The sequence below is a fragment of the Enterococcus sp. AZ129 genome (genome assembly GCF_051714505.1).
GTDB classification, from domain to species: Bacteria; Bacillota; Bacilli; order Lactobacillales; family Enterococcaceae; genus Enterococcus; species Enterococcus faecalis.
On sequence record NZ_JBIORY010000001.1, the window covers coordinates 1,625,744 to 1,643,463 of the forward strand.

At 37.9% G+C, this 17,720-nt stretch carries 16 protein-coding genes; 2 read left to right on the forward strand and 14 right to left on the reverse strand.

The window, feature by feature from the left end; all coding sequences use genetic code 11:
- Positions 1-13: 13 nt before the first annotated feature.
- From purC to IGJ90_RS08175, 4 genes are all read right to left on the reverse strand, one after another.
- Entirely contained in the window at positions 14-727 is a 714-nt protein-coding gene (gene purC, locus IGJ90_RS08160) for a phosphoribosylaminoimidazolesuccinocarboxamide synthase (protein ID WP_002357270.1), read from the reverse strand.
- Positions 728-878: 151 nt separating this feature from the next.
- Positions 879-2,003, reverse strand: a complete 1,125-nt coding sequence (gene purK / locus IGJ90_RS08165; protein ID WP_002366816.1) for a 5-(carboxyamino)imidazole ribonucleotide synthase — start codon at positions 2,001-2,003, stop codon at positions 879-881.
- Positions 1,996-2,484 carry a 5-(carboxyamino)imidazole ribonucleotide mutase gene (purE, locus tag IGJ90_RS08170; RefSeq protein ID WP_002366817.1) on the reverse strand — a complete coding sequence of 163 codons (489 nt, stop codon included), beginning with the start codon at positions 2,482-2,484 and terminating at the stop codon, positions 1,996-1,998. The genes purK and purE overlap by 8 nt, the downstream gene beginning before the upstream one ends.
- Positions 2,485-2,657: 173 nt before the next feature.
- Complete coding sequence (locus IGJ90_RS08175) at positions 2,658-3,524, reverse strand: SPFH domain-containing protein (protein ID WP_002366818.1); 867 nt, start codon at positions 3,522-3,524, stop codon at positions 2,658-2,660.
- 149 nt (positions 3,525-3,673) lie between these two features.
- Here IGJ90_RS08175 and IGJ90_RS08180 point away from each other — a divergent pair, with 149 nt between their 5' ends.
- Positions 3,674-4,549 carry an NAD(P)H-hydrate dehydratase gene (locus tag IGJ90_RS08180; RefSeq protein ID WP_002366819.1) on the forward strand — a complete coding sequence of 292 codons (876 nt, stop codon included), beginning with the start codon at positions 3,674-3,676 and terminating at the stop codon, positions 4,547-4,549.
- 97 nt (positions 4,550-4,646) lie between these two features.
- Here IGJ90_RS08180 and IGJ90_RS08185 read toward each other — a convergent pair whose 3' ends face one another.
- The 4 genes from IGJ90_RS08185 to IGJ90_RS08200 all read right to left on the reverse strand — a co-directional run bounded on the left by IGJ90_RS08185 (position 4,647) and on the right by IGJ90_RS08200 (position 8,466).
- Positions 4,647-6,287 (reverse strand): peptide ABC transporter substrate-binding protein, encoded by a 1,641-nt coding sequence (locus IGJ90_RS08185; protein ID WP_002366821.1) that lies wholly within the window; start codon positions 6,285-6,287, stop codon positions 4,647-4,649.
- A gap of 62 nt (positions 6,288-6,349) precedes the next feature.
- Positions 6,350-6,670 (reverse strand): cupin domain-containing protein, encoded by a 321-nt coding sequence (locus IGJ90_RS08190; protein ID WP_002357264.1) that lies wholly within the window; start codon positions 6,668-6,670, stop codon positions 6,350-6,352.
- A gap of 133 nt (positions 6,671-6,803) precedes the next feature.
- Positions 6,804-7,823, reverse strand: coding sequence for a branched-chain amino acid aminotransferase (locus IGJ90_RS08195; RefSeq protein ID WP_002366823.1), 1,020 nt, complete (start codon positions 7,821-7,823; stop codon positions 6,804-6,806).
- A gap of 190 nt (positions 7,824-8,013) precedes the next feature.
- The gene (locus IGJ90_RS08200) at positions 8,014-8,466 is read right to left on the reverse strand and encodes a DUF2188 domain-containing protein (protein WP_002366824.1); all 453 of its coding nucleotides are present in this window, start codon (positions 8,464-8,466) and stop codon (positions 8,014-8,016) included.
- Positions 8,467-8,644: 178 nt separating this feature from the next.
- Between IGJ90_RS08200 and IGJ90_RS08205 the strand changes: the two genes are divergently transcribed.
- On the forward strand, positions 8,645-9,256 hold the full coding sequence (locus tag IGJ90_RS08205) for a lipoprotein (protein ID WP_002382413.1): 612 nt from the start codon (positions 8,645-8,647) through the stop codon (positions 9,254-9,256).
- Between the two features lie 46 nt (positions 9,257-9,302).
- Here IGJ90_RS08205 and IGJ90_RS08210 read toward each other — a convergent pair whose 3' ends face one another.
- The 6 genes from IGJ90_RS08210 to IGJ90_RS08235 all read right to left on the reverse strand — a co-directional run bounded on the left by IGJ90_RS08210 (position 9,303) and on the right by IGJ90_RS08235 (position 17,710).
- Positions 9,303-9,947 carry a DUF998 domain-containing protein gene (locus IGJ90_RS08210; RefSeq protein WP_002366827.1) on the reverse strand — a complete coding sequence of 215 codons (645 nt, stop codon included), beginning with the start codon at positions 9,945-9,947 and terminating at the stop codon, positions 9,303-9,305.
- A gap of 120 nt (positions 9,948-10,067) precedes the next feature.
- Positions 10,068-11,222 carry an AI-2E family transporter gene (locus IGJ90_RS08215; RefSeq protein ID WP_010708161.1) on the reverse strand — a complete coding sequence of 385 codons (1,155 nt, stop codon included), beginning with the start codon at positions 11,220-11,222 and terminating at the stop codon, positions 10,068-10,070.
- 240 nt (positions 11,223-11,462) lie between these two features.
- On the reverse strand, positions 11,463-15,437 hold the full coding sequence (locus IGJ90_RS08220; protein WP_025186634.1) for an endo-alpha-N-acetylgalactosaminidase family protein: 3,975 nt from the start codon (positions 15,435-15,437) through the stop codon (positions 11,463-11,465).
- 150 nt (positions 15,438-15,587) lie between these two features.
- Positions 15,588-15,995: a PTS sugar transporter subunit IIA gene (locus IGJ90_RS08225; protein WP_002366829.1), complete on the reverse strand. Its 408-nt coding sequence runs from the start codon at positions 15,993-15,995 to the stop codon at positions 15,588-15,590.
- A gap of 19 nt (positions 15,996-16,014) precedes the next feature.
- Positions 16,015-16,824 (reverse strand): PTS system mannose/fructose/sorbose family transporter subunit IID, encoded by an 810-nt coding sequence (locus IGJ90_RS08230; RefSeq protein WP_002357254.1) that lies wholly within the window; start codon positions 16,822-16,824, stop codon positions 16,015-16,017.
- On the reverse strand, positions 16,811-17,710 hold the full coding sequence (locus tag IGJ90_RS08235; RefSeq protein ID WP_002357253.1) for a PTS mannose/fructose/sorbose/N-acetylgalactosamine transporter subunit IIC: 900 nt from the start codon (positions 17,708-17,710) through the stop codon (positions 16,811-16,813). The genes IGJ90_RS08230 and IGJ90_RS08235 overlap by 14 nt, the downstream gene beginning before the upstream one ends.
- Positions 17,711-17,720 lie beyond the last annotated feature (10 nt).

Here is a 17,720-nt window from a genome sequence, read left to right on the forward strand (position 1 = left end):
ACGCGCTTCCTCCTCAATTAGCTGTTAGTAAACGTTGTAAAACTTCTTCATATACAGGAACTATTTCTCCTAATTCACGGCGATAAACATCTTTATCCAGATGTTCGTTTGTGTTTAAATCCCATAGACGACAGGTGTCTGGAGAAATTTCATCTGCCAGTAACAATTGATTGGCCTTCGTCCGACCAATCTCGATTTTAAAATCGATCAAACAAATATTGAGGCGTTGAAAGAGTTGACTAAGCGCCTGATTAATTTGTAAAGCCAATGCTTTAATCTCCACAATTTCAGCAGGAGTGGCTACTTTTAGAAATTGAATATGGTCTTCGTTAATAAAAGGATCATCCAGACGATCTTCTTTGTAATAAAATTCAATAATGGGCGTCACTAATTTAGTGCCCTCTTCAATCGCTAAACGCTTTGAAAAACTTCCTGCCGCATAATTACGTACGACAACTTCCAAAGGAATCATTTCTACGGCCTGAATTAATTGTTCGTGTTCAGATACTTTTTTGATAAAATGATTGGGAATCTTCTGTTGCTGTAAATGTTCAAAAATTAGACTAGTGATTTGATTATTTAAAGCGCCTTTCCCAAGAACTTTGTCTTTTTTTTGACCGTTTAAAGCTGTTGCTTGATCAAGATATTCCACAAAAAGAACCGCTGCATTTTCTGTTTGATACAACTTCTTCGCTTTTCCTGTATACACAAGTGCTTTCTTTTCCATTCTTTCCCTCTTCTCGTTAGCTTCATGAACCCTATTCTTTCTAAGTCAGCTGATTCACATCAGACAAAAACTTACATTAATTACAAAAAAACAATAATCGTTCGTGTTTATCGAATATAAAAATAAAAAACTTGCTTGGAGCAAGCATTTATTAAGTTACGTTCCAAATACCAACAGTCTCAATTTCCTTTAACGTTTCTGATAAGCAAGGTGTTGTAATGGTGACGTGGCCCATTTTTCTGCCAACTTTTGATTCGGCTTTCCCATAGTAATGGACTTGCCAAGTGGGTTTTGACGTGCATAACTGGTAGCTTTTTTCTAAGTGTTCGCCTAAGAGATTCACCATAACCACTGGTTGAAGTAACTGGGGTAACCCAATGCCCCAATTGCTAATTCCTCGAATATGCGCATCAAATTGACTAAATGAGCAAGCTTCAATAGAGTAATGGCCTGAGTTATGAGGCCGTGGCGCTAATTCATTGACGTACAACTCTTCTGAATCTGTTAAAAACAGTTCGATAGCTAAAACCCCAGATAAATTTAATTCCTCAGCAATGTGTTGCGCCAATTCCGCTGCTTTTTGTTGCACATTCTCAGAAATTCGAGCTGGCACAATTGATTCATGCAAGATATTCTTTCGATGAATGTTTTCAGATACAGGAAAGCTTTGGTAACCATGCTTATTCCCTGCAACGATGATTGAAAGTTCTTTAGTGAAAGGCACCCACTTTTCTAATTCACAAGTGGCGTTAGCTAATAATTCAGTCGCTTGGGAGAAATCCTCTTCGCATTTTAAGACGACCTGTCCTTTTCCATCGTATCCACCTTGAATAGTTTTTAAGACACATGGAAAACCAATCTTTTCTGTTGCTTGTGGCAGCTCTTTCTGACTTTTCACTTCCGCAAAAGGGGCAATCTTACAGCCAATCGATTGAAGAAACGTTTTTTCAAGCAATCGATTTTGAGTAATTTTTAACAATTCTGTTCCTTGTGGCAACTTTTCTAGTGTAATGGCCTTTTCTAGGGAGGCCGCTTCAATATTTTCAAATTCATAGGTGATCACATCGCATAACTCTGCTAGTTCAGTTAAAGCAGATATCTGATCAAAGGCTGCCACAATTTGACGGTCAGCTACTTGACCAGCTGGACTATTGAGCGTTGGGTCCAACACAATCATTTGGAAACCCATTTTTTTACCACTCATGACTAGCATTCGCCCTAACTGTCCCCCACCTATAATGCCAATAGTTGCTCCGACTTTTAAAGGTTTATTCAAGTTGTTCCCCACTTTCCATAACCGCTTTTTCCAATGATTGTCGTCTTGCTTGGATTCTTTCTGCTAACTGTAAATCATCAATACTTAGTATTTCTGCAGCTAATAACCCAGCATTGGTAGCACCTGCTGAGCCAATCGCAGTTGTTGCTACAGGAACTCCCCCTGGCATCTGCACAATAGACAACAGTGAATCAATACCGTTTAATGTTCGTGTTTTAACTGGAACACCAATGACAGGTAAGGTTGTCTTTGCAGCTACCATCCCTGGTAAATGAGCCGCTCCGCCTGCGCCAGCAATAATAACCTTCAATCCTTTTGTTCGTGATTCCTCTGCAAAACGAAACATCAAATCAGGGGTCCTATGTGCTGATATCACTCGTTTTTCATAAGGAATTTCCAACTCTTCCAACACAAGACAAGCAACTTTCATCGTTGCCCAGTCTGAGGTACTTCCCATAATCACAGCGACTAACGGTTTCATGAATGTAATAACTCCTTCCGCCTTTTTTCACTGTTATTCTAACAATGAGAAAAAGAGATGTCAAAGAAAAACCGAAATATTATAGATTAAAATTATATAATGTTCGTGTTTATCAAAAAAAAGAGCCATCGGAAAGATGACTCTTTTTTGCTATTTTTAGCGTTGCTTCCTCTTTAAGAAGAAACGTCGCCTGTATTAATAACTGGTTGTGTGCCCTTATCAGTAATGATTGAGACTAGTAAATTATTAATAAGTTGTACTTTTCGTTCATCGGTAAAATTAATTTCTTGCCCTTCTTCAATCTGTTCTAAGGCCATTTGTGTCATGCTTACCGCACCTTCAACAATTGTTTGTCGAGCCGCTAAGATTGCTTTTGCTTGCTGTCTTTGCAACATGGAGCTAGCTATTTCAGTTGCATAAGCTAAATGATTCAACCGTGTTTCGATAACCTCTACACCAGCCACTGCTAAGCGTTCTTGCAATTCTTTGGTTAACTCCTCGGAAATTTGTTCGGTATTTCCTCGCAGAGTTACATCATTATCTGAAAAAGTGTCATAAGGATATTGTGTTGCTACATGCCGGATTGCCGTTTCGCTTTGAATTTCCACAAAGTCTTGATAATAATCGACATTAAATAACGCCTTAGCTGTATCGACTACCCGAAAAACGATGACCGCAGAGATTTCGATTGGATTCCCGTCAGAGTCATTGACTTTTAATAGAGAACTATTGAAATTTCGTACTTTCAAAGAAATGTTCATTTTTTGCGTAAATGGAATGGTAATAAACAACCCATTTTCTTTAATCGTACCTAAGTAACGACCAAAAAATAAAATAGCTTTCGCCTGGTTGGGACTAACAATAGTTAAGGAACTTAAAAATAAAATAGCCCCAATTAACAAAATAATACCTAAAACAACAAGAACTCCATTGGTATGACTCGCTCCATAAATAAATAAACCAATTCCCGCAATTAAAATAACTAATAAGCTCGCAATTCCTACGTAGCCACTCATATAAAATGTTTTTTTCTCTTCCATCTGTTTCACTCTCCTAACTCATTTATCTGGTCCTTATTATACACCTCATTGCCTTCAATAGAGTAACTTTTAACATTAAATAAACTGATTTTTTCGGGGCTCTTGTAGTATACTGAGAACAAAGAAATCCCAAGAAAAGGAGTGATAGAATGCGCTATTTAAGCAAGGACATTTTAGAGGAAGTCATCACTCAACGCCCCTCCGACTCTTATAAAAGCAATTTTGGGCGTGTCGTATTAATCGGAGGAAACCGTCAATACGGCGGAGCCATCATCATGAGTACCGAAGCGTGTATCAATAGTGGCGCTGGTCTCACCACTGTGATTACTGATGTTAAAAATCACGGGCCTTTACATGCAAGATGCCCAGAAGCGATGGTCGTGGGCTTTGAAGAAACAGTCCTTCTGACGGACGTCGTAGAGCAAGCGGAGGTTATTTTAATTGGTCCAGGTTTAGGCTTAGATGCTACTGCACAACAAATATTAAAGATGGTACTCGCCCAACATCAAAAACAACAATGGTTAATTATCGATGGCTCAGCGATTACCCTGTTTAGCCAAGGCAATTTTTCCCTTACCTATCCTGAAAAAGTTGTTTTCACACCTCATCAAATGGAATGGCAACGTTTGAGTCACTTACCTATCGAGCAACAAACACTGGCAAATAACCAGCGTCAACAAGCAAAATTAGGCAGTACGATTGTTTTAAAAAGTCATCGCACCACAATTTTCCACTCAGGAGAACCTTTTCAAAATAAAGGTGGCAACCCTGGGATGGCTACTGGCGGAACTGGGGATACCTTGGCTGGCATCATTGCTGGTTTTTTAGCTCAGTTTAAGCCGACAATTGAAACCATTGCTAGCGCCGTTTACTTACACAGTCTCATTGGTGATGATTTGGCCAAAACCGACTATGTTGTTTTACCAACGAAGATTAGTCAAGCCTTGCCGACATATATGAAAAAATATGCCCAGCCACACACTGCACCTGATTCTGAACTATTAGAACAGAAGCGTTCGAGATAAAACCCGAAAAGGCTAAATGGTGACAAATTTTGGGTTAAAAAGCAGGATTTAAACCTGGGCCGAAAATCAAAAGCGATTTTCAGCCCAGGCTCTCTTTTTATTTTTCCTTATAAACATTTTTTAACGTTAATGGAGCGCCAAAGGTATGAAAATTCAAGCCTTTGACTTTATCATTTTGCAGGACTGTTTGTTCATTTTGGCTAAGTGGAATCATGCCAGCAGTCGTTTCAATCACTTCTTTTTCAGCTGCAATCAGTGTCGCCCATCTTTTTTCTGGCTCTAAGGCATAGGTTGTGGCTGCTTCATCTAATAATTTGTCATAGACAGGGTTCTGATAATTGCGATCATTGCCCTTGTATAAAGTCATCAGGGTAGAAATAGGGTCTTGATAGTCTGGTGTCCAGTAAATTAAGAATAAATCATAGTCACTTTCTCGCCCAAAGTTCAATGCAGCTTCAGTCGGCAATGCGGTTAGCTCTATTGTCAAACCAGGAAACAGTTCTTGCAGCGAGCCTTGCAAACTTTCACCAATTTTTTTGTAAGAACCATCATCTGTTACCATCAATTCAACGTTAACCTTTTCTCCTAATTCTGCTTGTGCTTTTTTCCAATAACTTTGCGCTTTTTCTTTGTTATAAACCATTAAATTACCTGCTTCTTGACGAAAATCGAGGCCCGTTGTGGGATTCGCCACAAAGCCTTCCGTAATCGCACCATGTAAAGCTTTAGAACCATCTGCAATAATATTATTGACTAGATTTTCTTTATCTATTCCTAAAGCCAATGCTTTACGCAGGTTTTCGTTTGCAAGCGGCGTTGCTTGCCCTTTCCGTTTTTGATTTAAGCGCAAATAGTTCATTGTCGCTGTTGGATACGAATGATACAACGTATTATTTTTATTCTGTTGCGCCAGTTCACCACTTAGTGTAGCCACATCTAATTGTCCATCTTCAAAAAGATTCAATGCAGTAGATGTTTCTTTGATAACCGTATAATTGATAATGTCTGAGCGCACGTTCTGGCGATCCCAATAGCGATTATTTTTTGCTAGTTGCCAGTCCATCTTTGTTTGCTGCCAATCTTTTACCACGAACGGGCCATTATAGACGACTTTATCACTAGCAGTTCCATAGTCCGCACCAAATTGTTCGACTACTTTTTGATTTTGCGGGAAAAATGTAGGAAAAGCTAACAAGGACGTAAAGTACGGTTTTGGCTCTTTGAGCGTCACCTTTAATGTATAATCATCCACAGCTGTGACACCAAGTTCATTGGGTGCTAATTTTCCCGCTGAGATTTCTGCACCATTTTGAATTGTTTCAACGATGAGGAAGCTATAAACAAATCCGTTTTTAGGATCAATCATTTTTTTCCAAGCATATTCAAAATCATGTGCTGTGACAGGATCATCGTTACTCCAAACCGCTTCTTTTCTCAAAGAAATCGTGTAGGTTTTTCCATCTTCTGAAATCATCGGCAATGCTTTTGCTACGGCTGGTACCAATTGGTCTTGTTCATCTAAACTATATAACCCTTCAAACGCTGCAGTTTGGACAATAGCATCTGGAAAATCCAATAATACAGAGGTGTTGAGCGTTGTTAATTCCGAGGGTGACATCAGTTGAACGGCTTCTTTGGTATTTTTCTGTTTCTTTTTATTTTCATTTTTATTGGTACACCCAGCTAAAAATCCTACCAATAAAATACAAACCATTGTGATTTTTAAATACTTTTTCATCTTCTTTCTCCTATAACTCTTCATTTTTTTATGCTCTTACTTACAGAAAGACAGCTCCCCTTTTATTCTGTCCTTTCCACAAGCATCCAGACAACGACCGCTGGCTCCAACCCATCATTATAATTAATGTGCCCCTCACCAGCTTCAATTAATTGGGCTTGTCCAGCTTTTCCAACTAAGTCTTGACCATCTTCTAAAATCGTATGTGCTTCGCCAGAAATCACATAAGAATATTCATCCTGTTCATGGCGAGCATATCCAGCTAAAGGCCGTTTTTCACCAGGTTGTAATGTAATAATGCCCATTTGAACTTGTGCATTTGGTTGGTTTTCTTTATCAAAAAAAATCGTCATTTCTTCTGATTCTGCTGATTTAATAAGCAATAGCTTTCCCTCCTTTTTTAAATCTTGTATCTTCCATTATTCCTTTAAATAGAATCAAAGTCAATATTTTTATAGAAAATTCTGAATATTCTACACAAAAAAAGAGAGCATGAATTCTCTCTTTTTTGTCTCTTTAAACTTTTACAATCCAGCCTTCTGGCGCTTCTTTGTCACCAAACTGTATGCCAACCAGTTCATCATATAGTTGCTTAGTCACTGGTCCAACTTCCGTTTCACTATAAAACACATGGAAATCTGTGCCATTTTGAATCCCACCGATAGGAGAAATAATCGCCGCTGTGCCACAAGCACCTGCTTCGGAGAAGTCCGCTAATCGATCAATGTAAACGTCTCCTTCAAGCGCCGTCATCCCTAAACGTTCTTTTGCTAGCGTCAATAATGAATATTTAGTAATACTTGGCAAAATAGACGCTGATTTCGGCGTAATAAAAGTACCATCTTTGGTTATGCCAAAGAAATTAGCTGCACCAACTTCTTCAATTTTCGTATGCGTATACGGATCTAAATAAATGCAATCACTAAATTCTTTCTCATGTGCTTCTGCACCTGGTAAAAGACTAGCTGCATAATTGCCCCCCACTTTAGCGGCCCCAGTTCCTCGACCCGCTGCTCGATCATAGTCAGAAACGATAAAGTTGGTTGGTGCTAAACCATTTTTAAAATACGAACCAACTGGCACGCAAAAAATAGAAAAAATGTATTCTTTGGCAGGTGCTACACCAATATTATCGCCGACACCAATCATATAAGGGCGAAGATACAACGTACCGCCCGTTCCATATGGCGGTAAATAAGCAAGGTTGGCTTTCACCACTTCTTGACATGCAGAAACAAAGGTTTCTACTGGTACTTGTGGCATCAGTAGACGCGCACAACTTTTTTGTAGCCGTTTGGCATTTTCATCTGGACGAAACAAATTGACAGAACCATCTGCACATTGATACGCTTTTAATCCTTCAAAACATTGTTGGCCATAATGTAGAGCAGGCGAACCTTCACTAATCGTTAACTGATTGTTATCTGTTAGCGTGCCTTCTTCCCACTTGCCATCTCGCCAATAACTAATATAACGAAAGGGCGTTTTAATGTAAGAAAATCCTAAATTATTCCAATCAAGATTGGCTTTTTCCATTGTCGTAGCACCTCAATTATTTTGATTTTTTATCTTAATTAGTGTAATTGTACCCACCAAAAACTAGAAAAGCAAGCCTTATTCTCATTCTTAACTTTTGTTATTTTTTCTTACTTGTCCATTTCTCCCTCGCAAAAAAACCTTGATAGCCGTTTCTTCAATTGTAACGGAATATCAAGGTTTCGAAAAATTATTCAGTATACTCTTTGGTTTCTTGTAACGTCCCATCTTGCTTATAGATTTTCAGCTTTGTTTGTTTATTCCGAGCAATTTCTTGAGCTCGTTCAACCGCATCTTGTTTGTGGGTAAATGTATTGCTTGCTTTTTCAGCGCTGTCTGAAATCACCAACCATTGGTCGTCTTTATATTTAACGTTGACAGCCGCCGTTAATAATTTTCCAGCATGTTTATCCTGTTTATGCGAATCTTGTTTCGTAGGATTTGCTTCATGTTCGAAGGCCTTTTTGTCTGCTGCACTTGCCTCTTGATACCATTTCTCCGCTTGACTAATCGCAATTGGAATGGCACGATCATCAGGGTAGCCATCCGCAAGCAACGCATTGCCAATATCTATCGCTTTTTTCCGAATCAAAGGTGCTAAATTTTTCATTGATGTAGGATAATCATTCATATTCCAAGGCATCAAAATCTCCTCCTTAAATTCTGTCTATTACTAGCTTACTACAGAAAAGGAACATTTGAAAAAGAAATGATTACTTTGAATATTTCCTGAACATTCTTGAGAGAATAAACCTAATTTCCCGTTGACCAAACTTCTCAATCTTTGAGTGTATGATTACTCATTTCCCTTTGAATCAGTTATGATAAAGGAAGAAATAAATAAATTTTTTGGAGGGATTTTCATGAAAATGTCTAAAGTACTCACCACTGTTTTGACGGCAACTGCTGCTCTTGTGCTGCTTAGTGCTTGTTCATCTGATAAAAAAACAGATAGTAGTTCTAGTAGCAAAGAAACAGCTAATTCAAGTACAGAAGTAGTCTCTGGTGCTTCAATTAGTGCCAAGCCTGAAGAACTCGAAATGGCGTTAAGTGATAAAGGAAATTGGATTGTCGCAGCTACTGACAATGTCACTTTTGATAAAGAGGTAACAGTTGCTGGTACTTTCCATGATAAGGGGAAAGATTCCAACGATGTCTATCGTAAATTAGCGCTTTATTCTCAAGATGATAATAAAAAAGTAACTGCTGAATATGAAATCACGGTTCCTAAGCTAATCGTTTCTTCTGAAAATTTCAACATCGTTCACGGGACTGTCAAAGGTGATATTGAGGTGAAAGCAAATGGCTTTACTTTAAATGGTACCAAAGTTAATGGCAATATTACTTTTGATAAACAAGAATACAAAGATTCTGCTGACTTAGAAAAAGATGGTGCCACTGTTACTGGTGAAGTCACCGTAGCCAATAATTAAGTCATTACCAAACAATTTTAACTAGTAAAAAACCAATGACAAATGTTCAATCAAATTTGTCATTGGTTTTAGTTTGTAAACACAGTGCCAGCATTGGTAGATAATTACAAAATGAACTCACTCTTTGCCATAAGCCTAAATAATTAAATGGTTTTACCTGTTGCAACTGTGGAATCCTTGCTAAGCCATATAAGCCGGCTGCAAGCATACATAAAATAAACAAAAAGCCAAAAAGGTTTTTATTTTTTTGCGAACCGTCTTTACTATAGATAATGGTTAAGACGCCCGATAATAACAAAAAGCCTGTATAACCGACTGCTGATCCTCCGTTATGAAGCGCGGCAGCAACTGTGCCAGCGCTTGAAGTGTTTACGCTGAAGAGACCACTGAAAATACAATCAAATAAACCATAAGCGCCAATCATTGCCACTACTAACCAAGCACCTTTTTTCGTTTTTCTGGAAAAAATAGCATATATCCTAGGTAAACTTGCTAACATCAACATTCCCGCAATGATAGTTAACCGATTAAAGTTTTCCCTAACTGGACTATTCACATCACCTAATAAGCTAATTACTTCTGTCAATTGATTGTAACCTTGATCTTTGAATCCGACATAATAAGGTGTAAAAAAATCAAGTAAGACCCCTAAAACTAAAAAATAGCCGCCATATTTTTTTAAAAACTGCATCTATTCACCTCAATTTTGATTTTCTATTTACTTCAAGTATAGCATATCAAAAATTCCAAATAATGAAACTTTCTTTCTCACTAAAAAACTTTTCGTCAACGCGAGACGAAAAGTTTTATTTTAGGATTCAATAGAATCTACAATCTTATCATTTTCTTTTGATTCATTTAGCCACTCCGAGACAATAATTTTAATGATTGCAGCAACAGGAACTGCTAAAAACATCCCTAAGACGCCGAAGTACGCTCCCCCAATCGTGATTGAAACAATAATTAAAATCGGATTGACATTTAGGGCATCTCCCATAATTCGAGGACCAATAATATTGCCGTCAATTTGTTGTAAAATTAATAAAACTAGTAACACCGTAATAGCTTGAGTAACACCACCTGTGAAAAGCGTAATCACACCAGCAACAATTGACGCAAAAATCGAACCAAAATAAGGAATCATATTACAAATACCTAATAAAATCCCCAAAGTCACAGCAAATTTCACATTCAAAATACTTAACAAAATCGTTGATGAAACGCCAATTATACAAGCATCAAGAAATTGGCAACTGATAAATTTATAAAAAATTTTATTCGTTGTATTTAACCAGGTTTGTGTTTGCTTGTACACTTTTTCAGACAGCAATTTGTGGGCAGCCTTTTCAACAAATGTCAAAATAGATTGCTTAAATACCAGCGCATAAATTGAGATAATCAACGTTAAAAATGCATTTAAAAAGAATGAGGAAACATTTTTAGTCAACGTTCCTAATGAAAATAACGCTTGTGTCCATTGATTTAAAAAACGTTCTGGCGACAAATCTTTAAGGACACTATTTAAATATTTTTCAATCGCGGCTGTTTTTAAAATCCCTTTATCTTCTAAACTCATCACAAACTGAACCATGTGATCATAAAAAGTGGGTAAAGAGTTTGCTAAATCTACTAAATTACTAATGAGTAGCGGAACGATATAGTTTAATGTCAAAACAAAAATAAACAAAATAATCAGGTACAAAAGGAGTACACTCAAGCCATGTTTCGCTTTTTTAACGACTGGTAAAGGTACTCTTTCTAGTAATACCTCGATTTTTTTCTGACTTCCACTCAATAAATAAGCAATCACAAACCCAGTAATGAATGGGGATAAGATGCCTAACAAACCCGAAACACTATGGACAAAGTGCTGATAATTCGTGATTAATAAATAGCCAACGATCAGCGCCATTACAAATAAAAAGCGGACAACCCAGTAATTCCAATCAACATTGTATTTCTTCAATCACTTCACCTCTAAATAAATTATGCCTATCATTGTAATTGTAAACGATTTGTGGCAAAAGGCAAGTTTGTCCATTCGTTCTTGATGAAATACACAAAGAAGCCTGACACTTTAAAAAATGTGTCTGTTTATTCTGCAGTATAAAAATGAGGCACTAGACCTTGCTTCTTTTCATAAAAGAAGCAACTTGGGCTACAAGTACGTTTAACTTGTAGCCCAAGTTGCTTAGATAGACTAAATTTATTTTTTCGATTCCACTGTGACCGTAAAGTTATCCATAATGAAATCTTTATCGGCACCTGTTGTAAAAATACCAAACGTAGTGTTTCCTGAAGCATCCCCAATTATTTCTGCTTCGTAATGCTTGGTTTGACCATCTGCTGCTGTCGAAGTCAACTCACCGACTGGCTTAAAGTCATTGTTATTTTTCAACTCCCCATTAATGGTCCCAGCAGTAAAGACATTTTCACCATCAGTTTGATAATCAAATTGGACCGTATATTTCTTGTTCGGTTCAAATTTAATATTTTGCGGAATTGTTTGAAGCATCAATCCTGCTCCTTGTTTATGAGCTTTCAAGGACCAGTTGCCTTCTAATACATCTGAAACAAGATTTCCATTCCATCCATATTGTGTGTAAGGTTCATTTCTTTCTGATAAATGAATCCGTGGATCTTCTACACCACCAGCTGAGCCTTTAACAAACGGATATAATCCAACTGCTTGTGTGTCTTCAAAATCTTGCTTAATAACTGTTTGTTTGTCTGGGTTCATGATATCCGTTTGACGCTCAACAATTCGTAAATCATCAAATTTTGTAACGGAATTGCCTTTATCAACCGCTAACGTCACCGAGCCTTTTTTGGCATTATCTGGGATTTCAAAATCAATTCGCATATTTTGCATATACTGCGGATTTTTCCTGCTTGTATGGTTAATATCTGCCTGAATGTAGTTTTGGGCAACCGAATTATTCACTGTCCGCGTATATTTTTTACCACCAATTTTAACAGTTACTGTGGCTTTACGATCATGTGTTTCTGTGTTTAGATACAAACTATATTTTCCTGGTTTAGGAAGATTGATATCTTGTTTGATTTCGGTTCTTTCTTTTTCTGAACTAAAGACATAATCACCGTTGGCATCTTTTTTAACCTCTCCATCACCTCGGAAAACTTTCCAGTTATTTTTTAAGGTATTGGCTTCATTAAATCCAGGATCTTTAAATGGTGTTCCTGTTCCAAATGTCATCGGTTCAATACTGTCAGGTTCAGCAATGACATACGGTGTATTAGCCTCGGCTTGGATGGTCACTTGGTTATTTGTAGTGGCAATTGCGCCTTTGTCAATACGCCCTTGATCTGTTAATTCATATAAATGTAAATTCGTTTTTCCTTGCATTTTCTTATCCAATGACCAAGTGCTGGTACCGCCTTTTGGATTCCAGTGATATAGTTTGTCTTGACCATTGACATTCCAAGGCAGTAGATACGCATCACCTTTTAGAACTTCTGTCTCATTTAACGTAATGCTTCTTGGCGAATTAGCATCTGCTTGAGTAACGTTCACTTTTTCAGCACCGTTCGCTAATTTAATTGTGCCATAGATTTGACCATCTGCTGCTGTTGTAGTTTCCCAGTTTGTAATTTGGTAATGTTGTAAGAACTTAGTTGGGACATTAATGGCAAAAGTTTTTTGGCGATAGGTATTAAAATTGGTTTTACCCACCCAACCTTCATAGGCTTCAAATTCAGCTCCACCTAACAAAGGGTTGTCGGAAATAATCCAAGTGTCTTTTTGATGATTCCGAATAAAACGAACGATTGTACTGTTAAAGCCTTTCGTTGTTGTACCGCCGTAATCTTTTTCTGCAGACCAATGGTTCCAAACCGAGTCATACTCTAAAGCATTCGGAAATTCATTGGTTGTAAACCAACCGAGTGAATTAATTTCTTTACTTAGTTGACGACTTGCCCAACCTGATTCGCCTTGGTTGCCCCAAACATCAACATAAATATAATCTAGATTCGGTGCTTTTTGTTTTAATTCTTTAAAGCGCTCATAGCGACGACCACTCAATGCATCGGGTCTTTGTTTAATAAAATAAGACGGATCTAACCAATCCCAGCCACGCTTCGTTGGATCAACTAATTCCTCATTAAATCCTTTTGCTTCTGGGTAAGACTCGGTGTCATTAATATGCACACCGAAAACGGCATTTAATTTATGTCCTTCATCAATTAATTGATTCAACGCTTGTTCCCCACCAGGTCGCTGACCAATAGCACCGTAATCTGGATGCGCAGAATCATGTCCTTCATTTTGATACCCTTTTAGTAAATTCATTTGTCCTAATCCATCTGTTAAATTGTAAATGCGTTTTGATTCGTCTAACGTCACTAAGAATGGGTTCGTCGCCTGACTAGCAAAGTTAAAAGGAATCCGTTGGTTGACTAATTCAGGGACTTTTTCCGCACCCATTGGGTTATTCATAATTGAACGGAACCCAATTGCCGCATCTTGCCAATCCACCCGATTGTCGTCGTTGCTATCTTTTGAGAATTTAACTTTCACTTCTGGCGTTTCTCCAGTTGTGTAATCTTCCGGTGCATCAAATGGTCGATAGGTCCATGCCCCACTTGACAAGGTTGTTACAAAACCAGTCGCCGCTTCTTTTGTTTGTTTATGGATTCGATTGTTGTCACTACCATCGACAGAGCCGTCTCCATAGGCGTTCGTCCAAAAACTTGCAGCATAATTCGCTGTATTTAAGAAACCATACATATATTTTTTCGTTTCTTCTTGGCTTGTTGTAGTTAAATCTTGGATAGTATCTCCATTTTTATTTCCGTTATTTGCATTTGTCCCAGTATTCATCACAACGCCAGCAAAAGTCGCCCCTTCATCTGTACTATTGACAGAAATCAAGCCTTGATTTGGAATTGAAATTGTGTGTATTTTGGTTCCTTCTTCACGAATATCTGAGAGTTTCATAGCTAATTCTTGGCCTTCGGAAACAGTCAATGTCGTTGTGAAACGCAGGCCAATTTCTGGGACAGCTACGTTATAAACGGCTTGATTTGCTTCACTCTTTTGTTTTTCAGCAGTTGCTTTATATGCTTTGCCATCAATCATTACTTGGTCAATTTTCTCGTGTTGGCCATTAAAAATCACTTGATTACTCTGAGGGTCTTCGTAGCGAATAATTCGTGGAAATTGTGGATCAACCACGGCTGTTAAATCTGCGGAAGAGATTTTGTCGCCTTTTTCAGCTTCATTGTCTTTAGCAACAACAATGCTGGCTTTTGCTTTGATGTTTGTATTTTCCAAAGTACCGTCGACTTCAAAAGTTCCTGGTTCTTTGTATGCAGCAGGATCGATTTCATCCCAACGGACTCCTTCATTGGCTTCTTTACCAGTATTATAGGTCACTTTTACTTGTTTCGGTAATTTTGGTGCGACACCAATTTTTGTAAAAACTTTGACTGGCGCAATTTGTGTCACTTCTGGCACAATTTCTGGAATGCTATCTACGGGGCCATTTTTAAAATAGTCATAATTGACAATTTTTTTGTCGTACCACAAACGGACACCCACATGTCCGGCTTCTGTTGGAATTTTGTCTCCGTTGGCCAAAACAGGTTCTCCTTCGTAAATCAACGTGGTGTTAAGCCAGATAGTAATTTTTTCACCAACATAACGTACTTTCAACAAATAATTCGTATCTTCATTTAACGTTGGCCCAGAAATCGAATCATTCCACGAATTAGGGCTTTCAACTAACCATTTGCCATTCGCGTTGTAGCCTACAAAAACCCAGCTATCTTTGGTATTACCACGAATAATCACACCCGTTCGACCGCTTCCAGCAGTGTATTTAAACTTTGTTTCTACTTCACCATCAGCTAATTTAGGGGAATCTAAATTTAAAGATACGGCATTATTACCTGCTGCTGCATCTCGTGAAATCGCCAATGACTCTCCTGCTAATTCTCGATTTGTTTTACCAATCACATCTTGCCACTCACCAATTTTCCCTCCTGGAAAATCAGATTGCCACAATTTCTCTTCTGTTGCGGTAGGTTCCACCATTGATGAGCTTGTTTCAGTGCTGCTGTTTGTTGTTTCTTCTGCAGACGTACTTAATGGTACTAAAATCGTTGCGCTTGCCAATAGTGTCAATGTACTAAATCGTTTTATTTTTCCATGTTTCATCTGATAAATCAGCCCCCTAACATTTTTTGAACACGCTTTCATTATTAGCAATTAAAGGGGCGTTCCAAAAATAAATTCTTTTATTTTTGGAACGTCCATCTCTAAATCATTCTCTTAAAAACTTTGATTACTTACGACAACAAGTCAGAATTATTCATCCTCATCATCTACTGCAACATTTAGCAGCAATTCGTTGACTTTCACAATACTTTCTGCTGATTCCTTAACATAGTCACCTTCGATCGCTAATAAACTTGCATTTACATAGCTGATAACCATCGGTAAATTCATCCCAGTATATAAGTCAAACGAAGCACCTTGCATAATTTTTTTAGATAAAATATTACAAGGTGTCCCCCCTAATAGATCAGCAAAGACAACAAAATCTTCTAACGATTCCGTAATCGCTTCAAATTTTTCTAAAAAGTCAGCTTCACCTTCTGCTGGTAATAAAGCAACAGTGGAAATTGTTTCTTGCGGTCCCATAATCATCTCCGCACTTTTTTTCAATTCCTCGCAAAAACGGCCATGACTTACTAAAACTAAATGTTCACTCATCGATTTTCTCCTGTCTTACTTATTTTGAAATAACACCTAACGCAGACAATGCGACACAGACAATTAATACGATAAAAATGGCTTTAGTAGACGTCATATTCTTTTTACCTAGCATCCAATAAACGCCACCGACAATTCCTGCAGGAAGTAGACGTGGTAAAATCATATCCAAGTTATTTTGCATGTTAAGTGTTACATCCCCAATACTTGGTGCCCATGATAGTTTCACATTAACCATCGTTGCCACTAAAGCGCCAACCATGAAGACCCCTAGTAAAGTTGCAGCATCTGTTAAGGCAGTTAAGCGGTGTTGCATAGTTGTTACCAAAGAAATACCTTCGCGATATGCAAATTCCAATTGTTTCCAACGGAAGACCATCACGGCAATTTGAGCAACAATCCAGATAAAGATACCAGTTGGGTTACCATTAATCGCCATGTTAGCAGCTAGCGCCCCAAAAATAGTTGGAATTAAAGCTGCGAAAATTGAATCCCCAATTGCTGCAAACGGTCCCATTAAACCAGTTTTCAAACCTGAAACTGTTTGTTTTCCAGCAATGCCTTCTTTTTCTTCAATGGCCAAATCGATCCCTGTAATAATCGTATTAAAGAAGTTTGAAGTATTGAAAAATTGCGTGTGTGTTTTCATCACTTCTTTTAATTCAGGCGTATCATCCCCATAAATTTTACGCAATTGTGGCAAAATCGTATACAAGTAACCTGATCCTTGCATTCTTTCGTAGTTCCAACCTAATTGGAAAGTAAACAAGCTTCTGCGATTAATTTGTTTAAAATCTTCTTTCGTCAATTTATAATTAGATTTCGTCATCTTCAATCTCTCCTTCGTCTGAATCATTCGCTGCATGTTCTTTTTTGGCTGCTGGCCCACTCGGAATCATTTGACCATTTTTGTAGCTAATTGCGGCTAAAGCGAAACCAATTAAAGCGACTGCTAACATTGGTAGTGCGTTAAATACACCACTGAAGTCTTTCACAACGCTAGCAACAGATGTTCCTAAAAGTTGCATGTTTGTAAAGATTGTTCCTAGTAAAGCAGTTACAGTGAAACCAAGAATTAAATAAGGGAAATGTTTTTTCACTGGTAAGTAACGTAGTAAAATTGCAAAACCGACCGCTGGTAAGACCGCCCCAGCAACAGACAAGCCATCACCTAACCATTTCAAATCGCCATTTAGGACAGATACAACTTTTTGTACTAAACCACCACCAAAAGCAAGTGCTAAGAAGACTGGAATCATTCGAGAAAGAGACCAAGGTAAGGCACCCATTAAGAAGTTACGTTCAATTCCTTTGTAGTTCATATCTTCGACCATTTTATCAATCCGATGTGCAAAGTAGGTATTCGCAAAACGAGCCAAAATGTCTAATTGAATCATTAAACTAGCAACTGGTACTGCAATAGCAGCGATTGCTTGTTCAGGGTTCATTCCTAAAGACACAGAAAATGCTGTGGCAAGAATCGTACCTGAGTTAGCATCAATTTTGGAGGCACCCCCGAAAGTCCCAACTCCTAATACAGTTAATTGCATACTTCCACCAATAATAAGTCCTGCTTTAATATCCCCCATCACTAATCCTGCAAAAAGACCTGCAAACACTGGCGCACTTAATGAAGAATAAATTTGTAATTCATCTAAAATTTGGTATCCTGCGTATAATGTTAATAATAAGATCTGCCACCATAAGATATTCATTTTTTGTTCC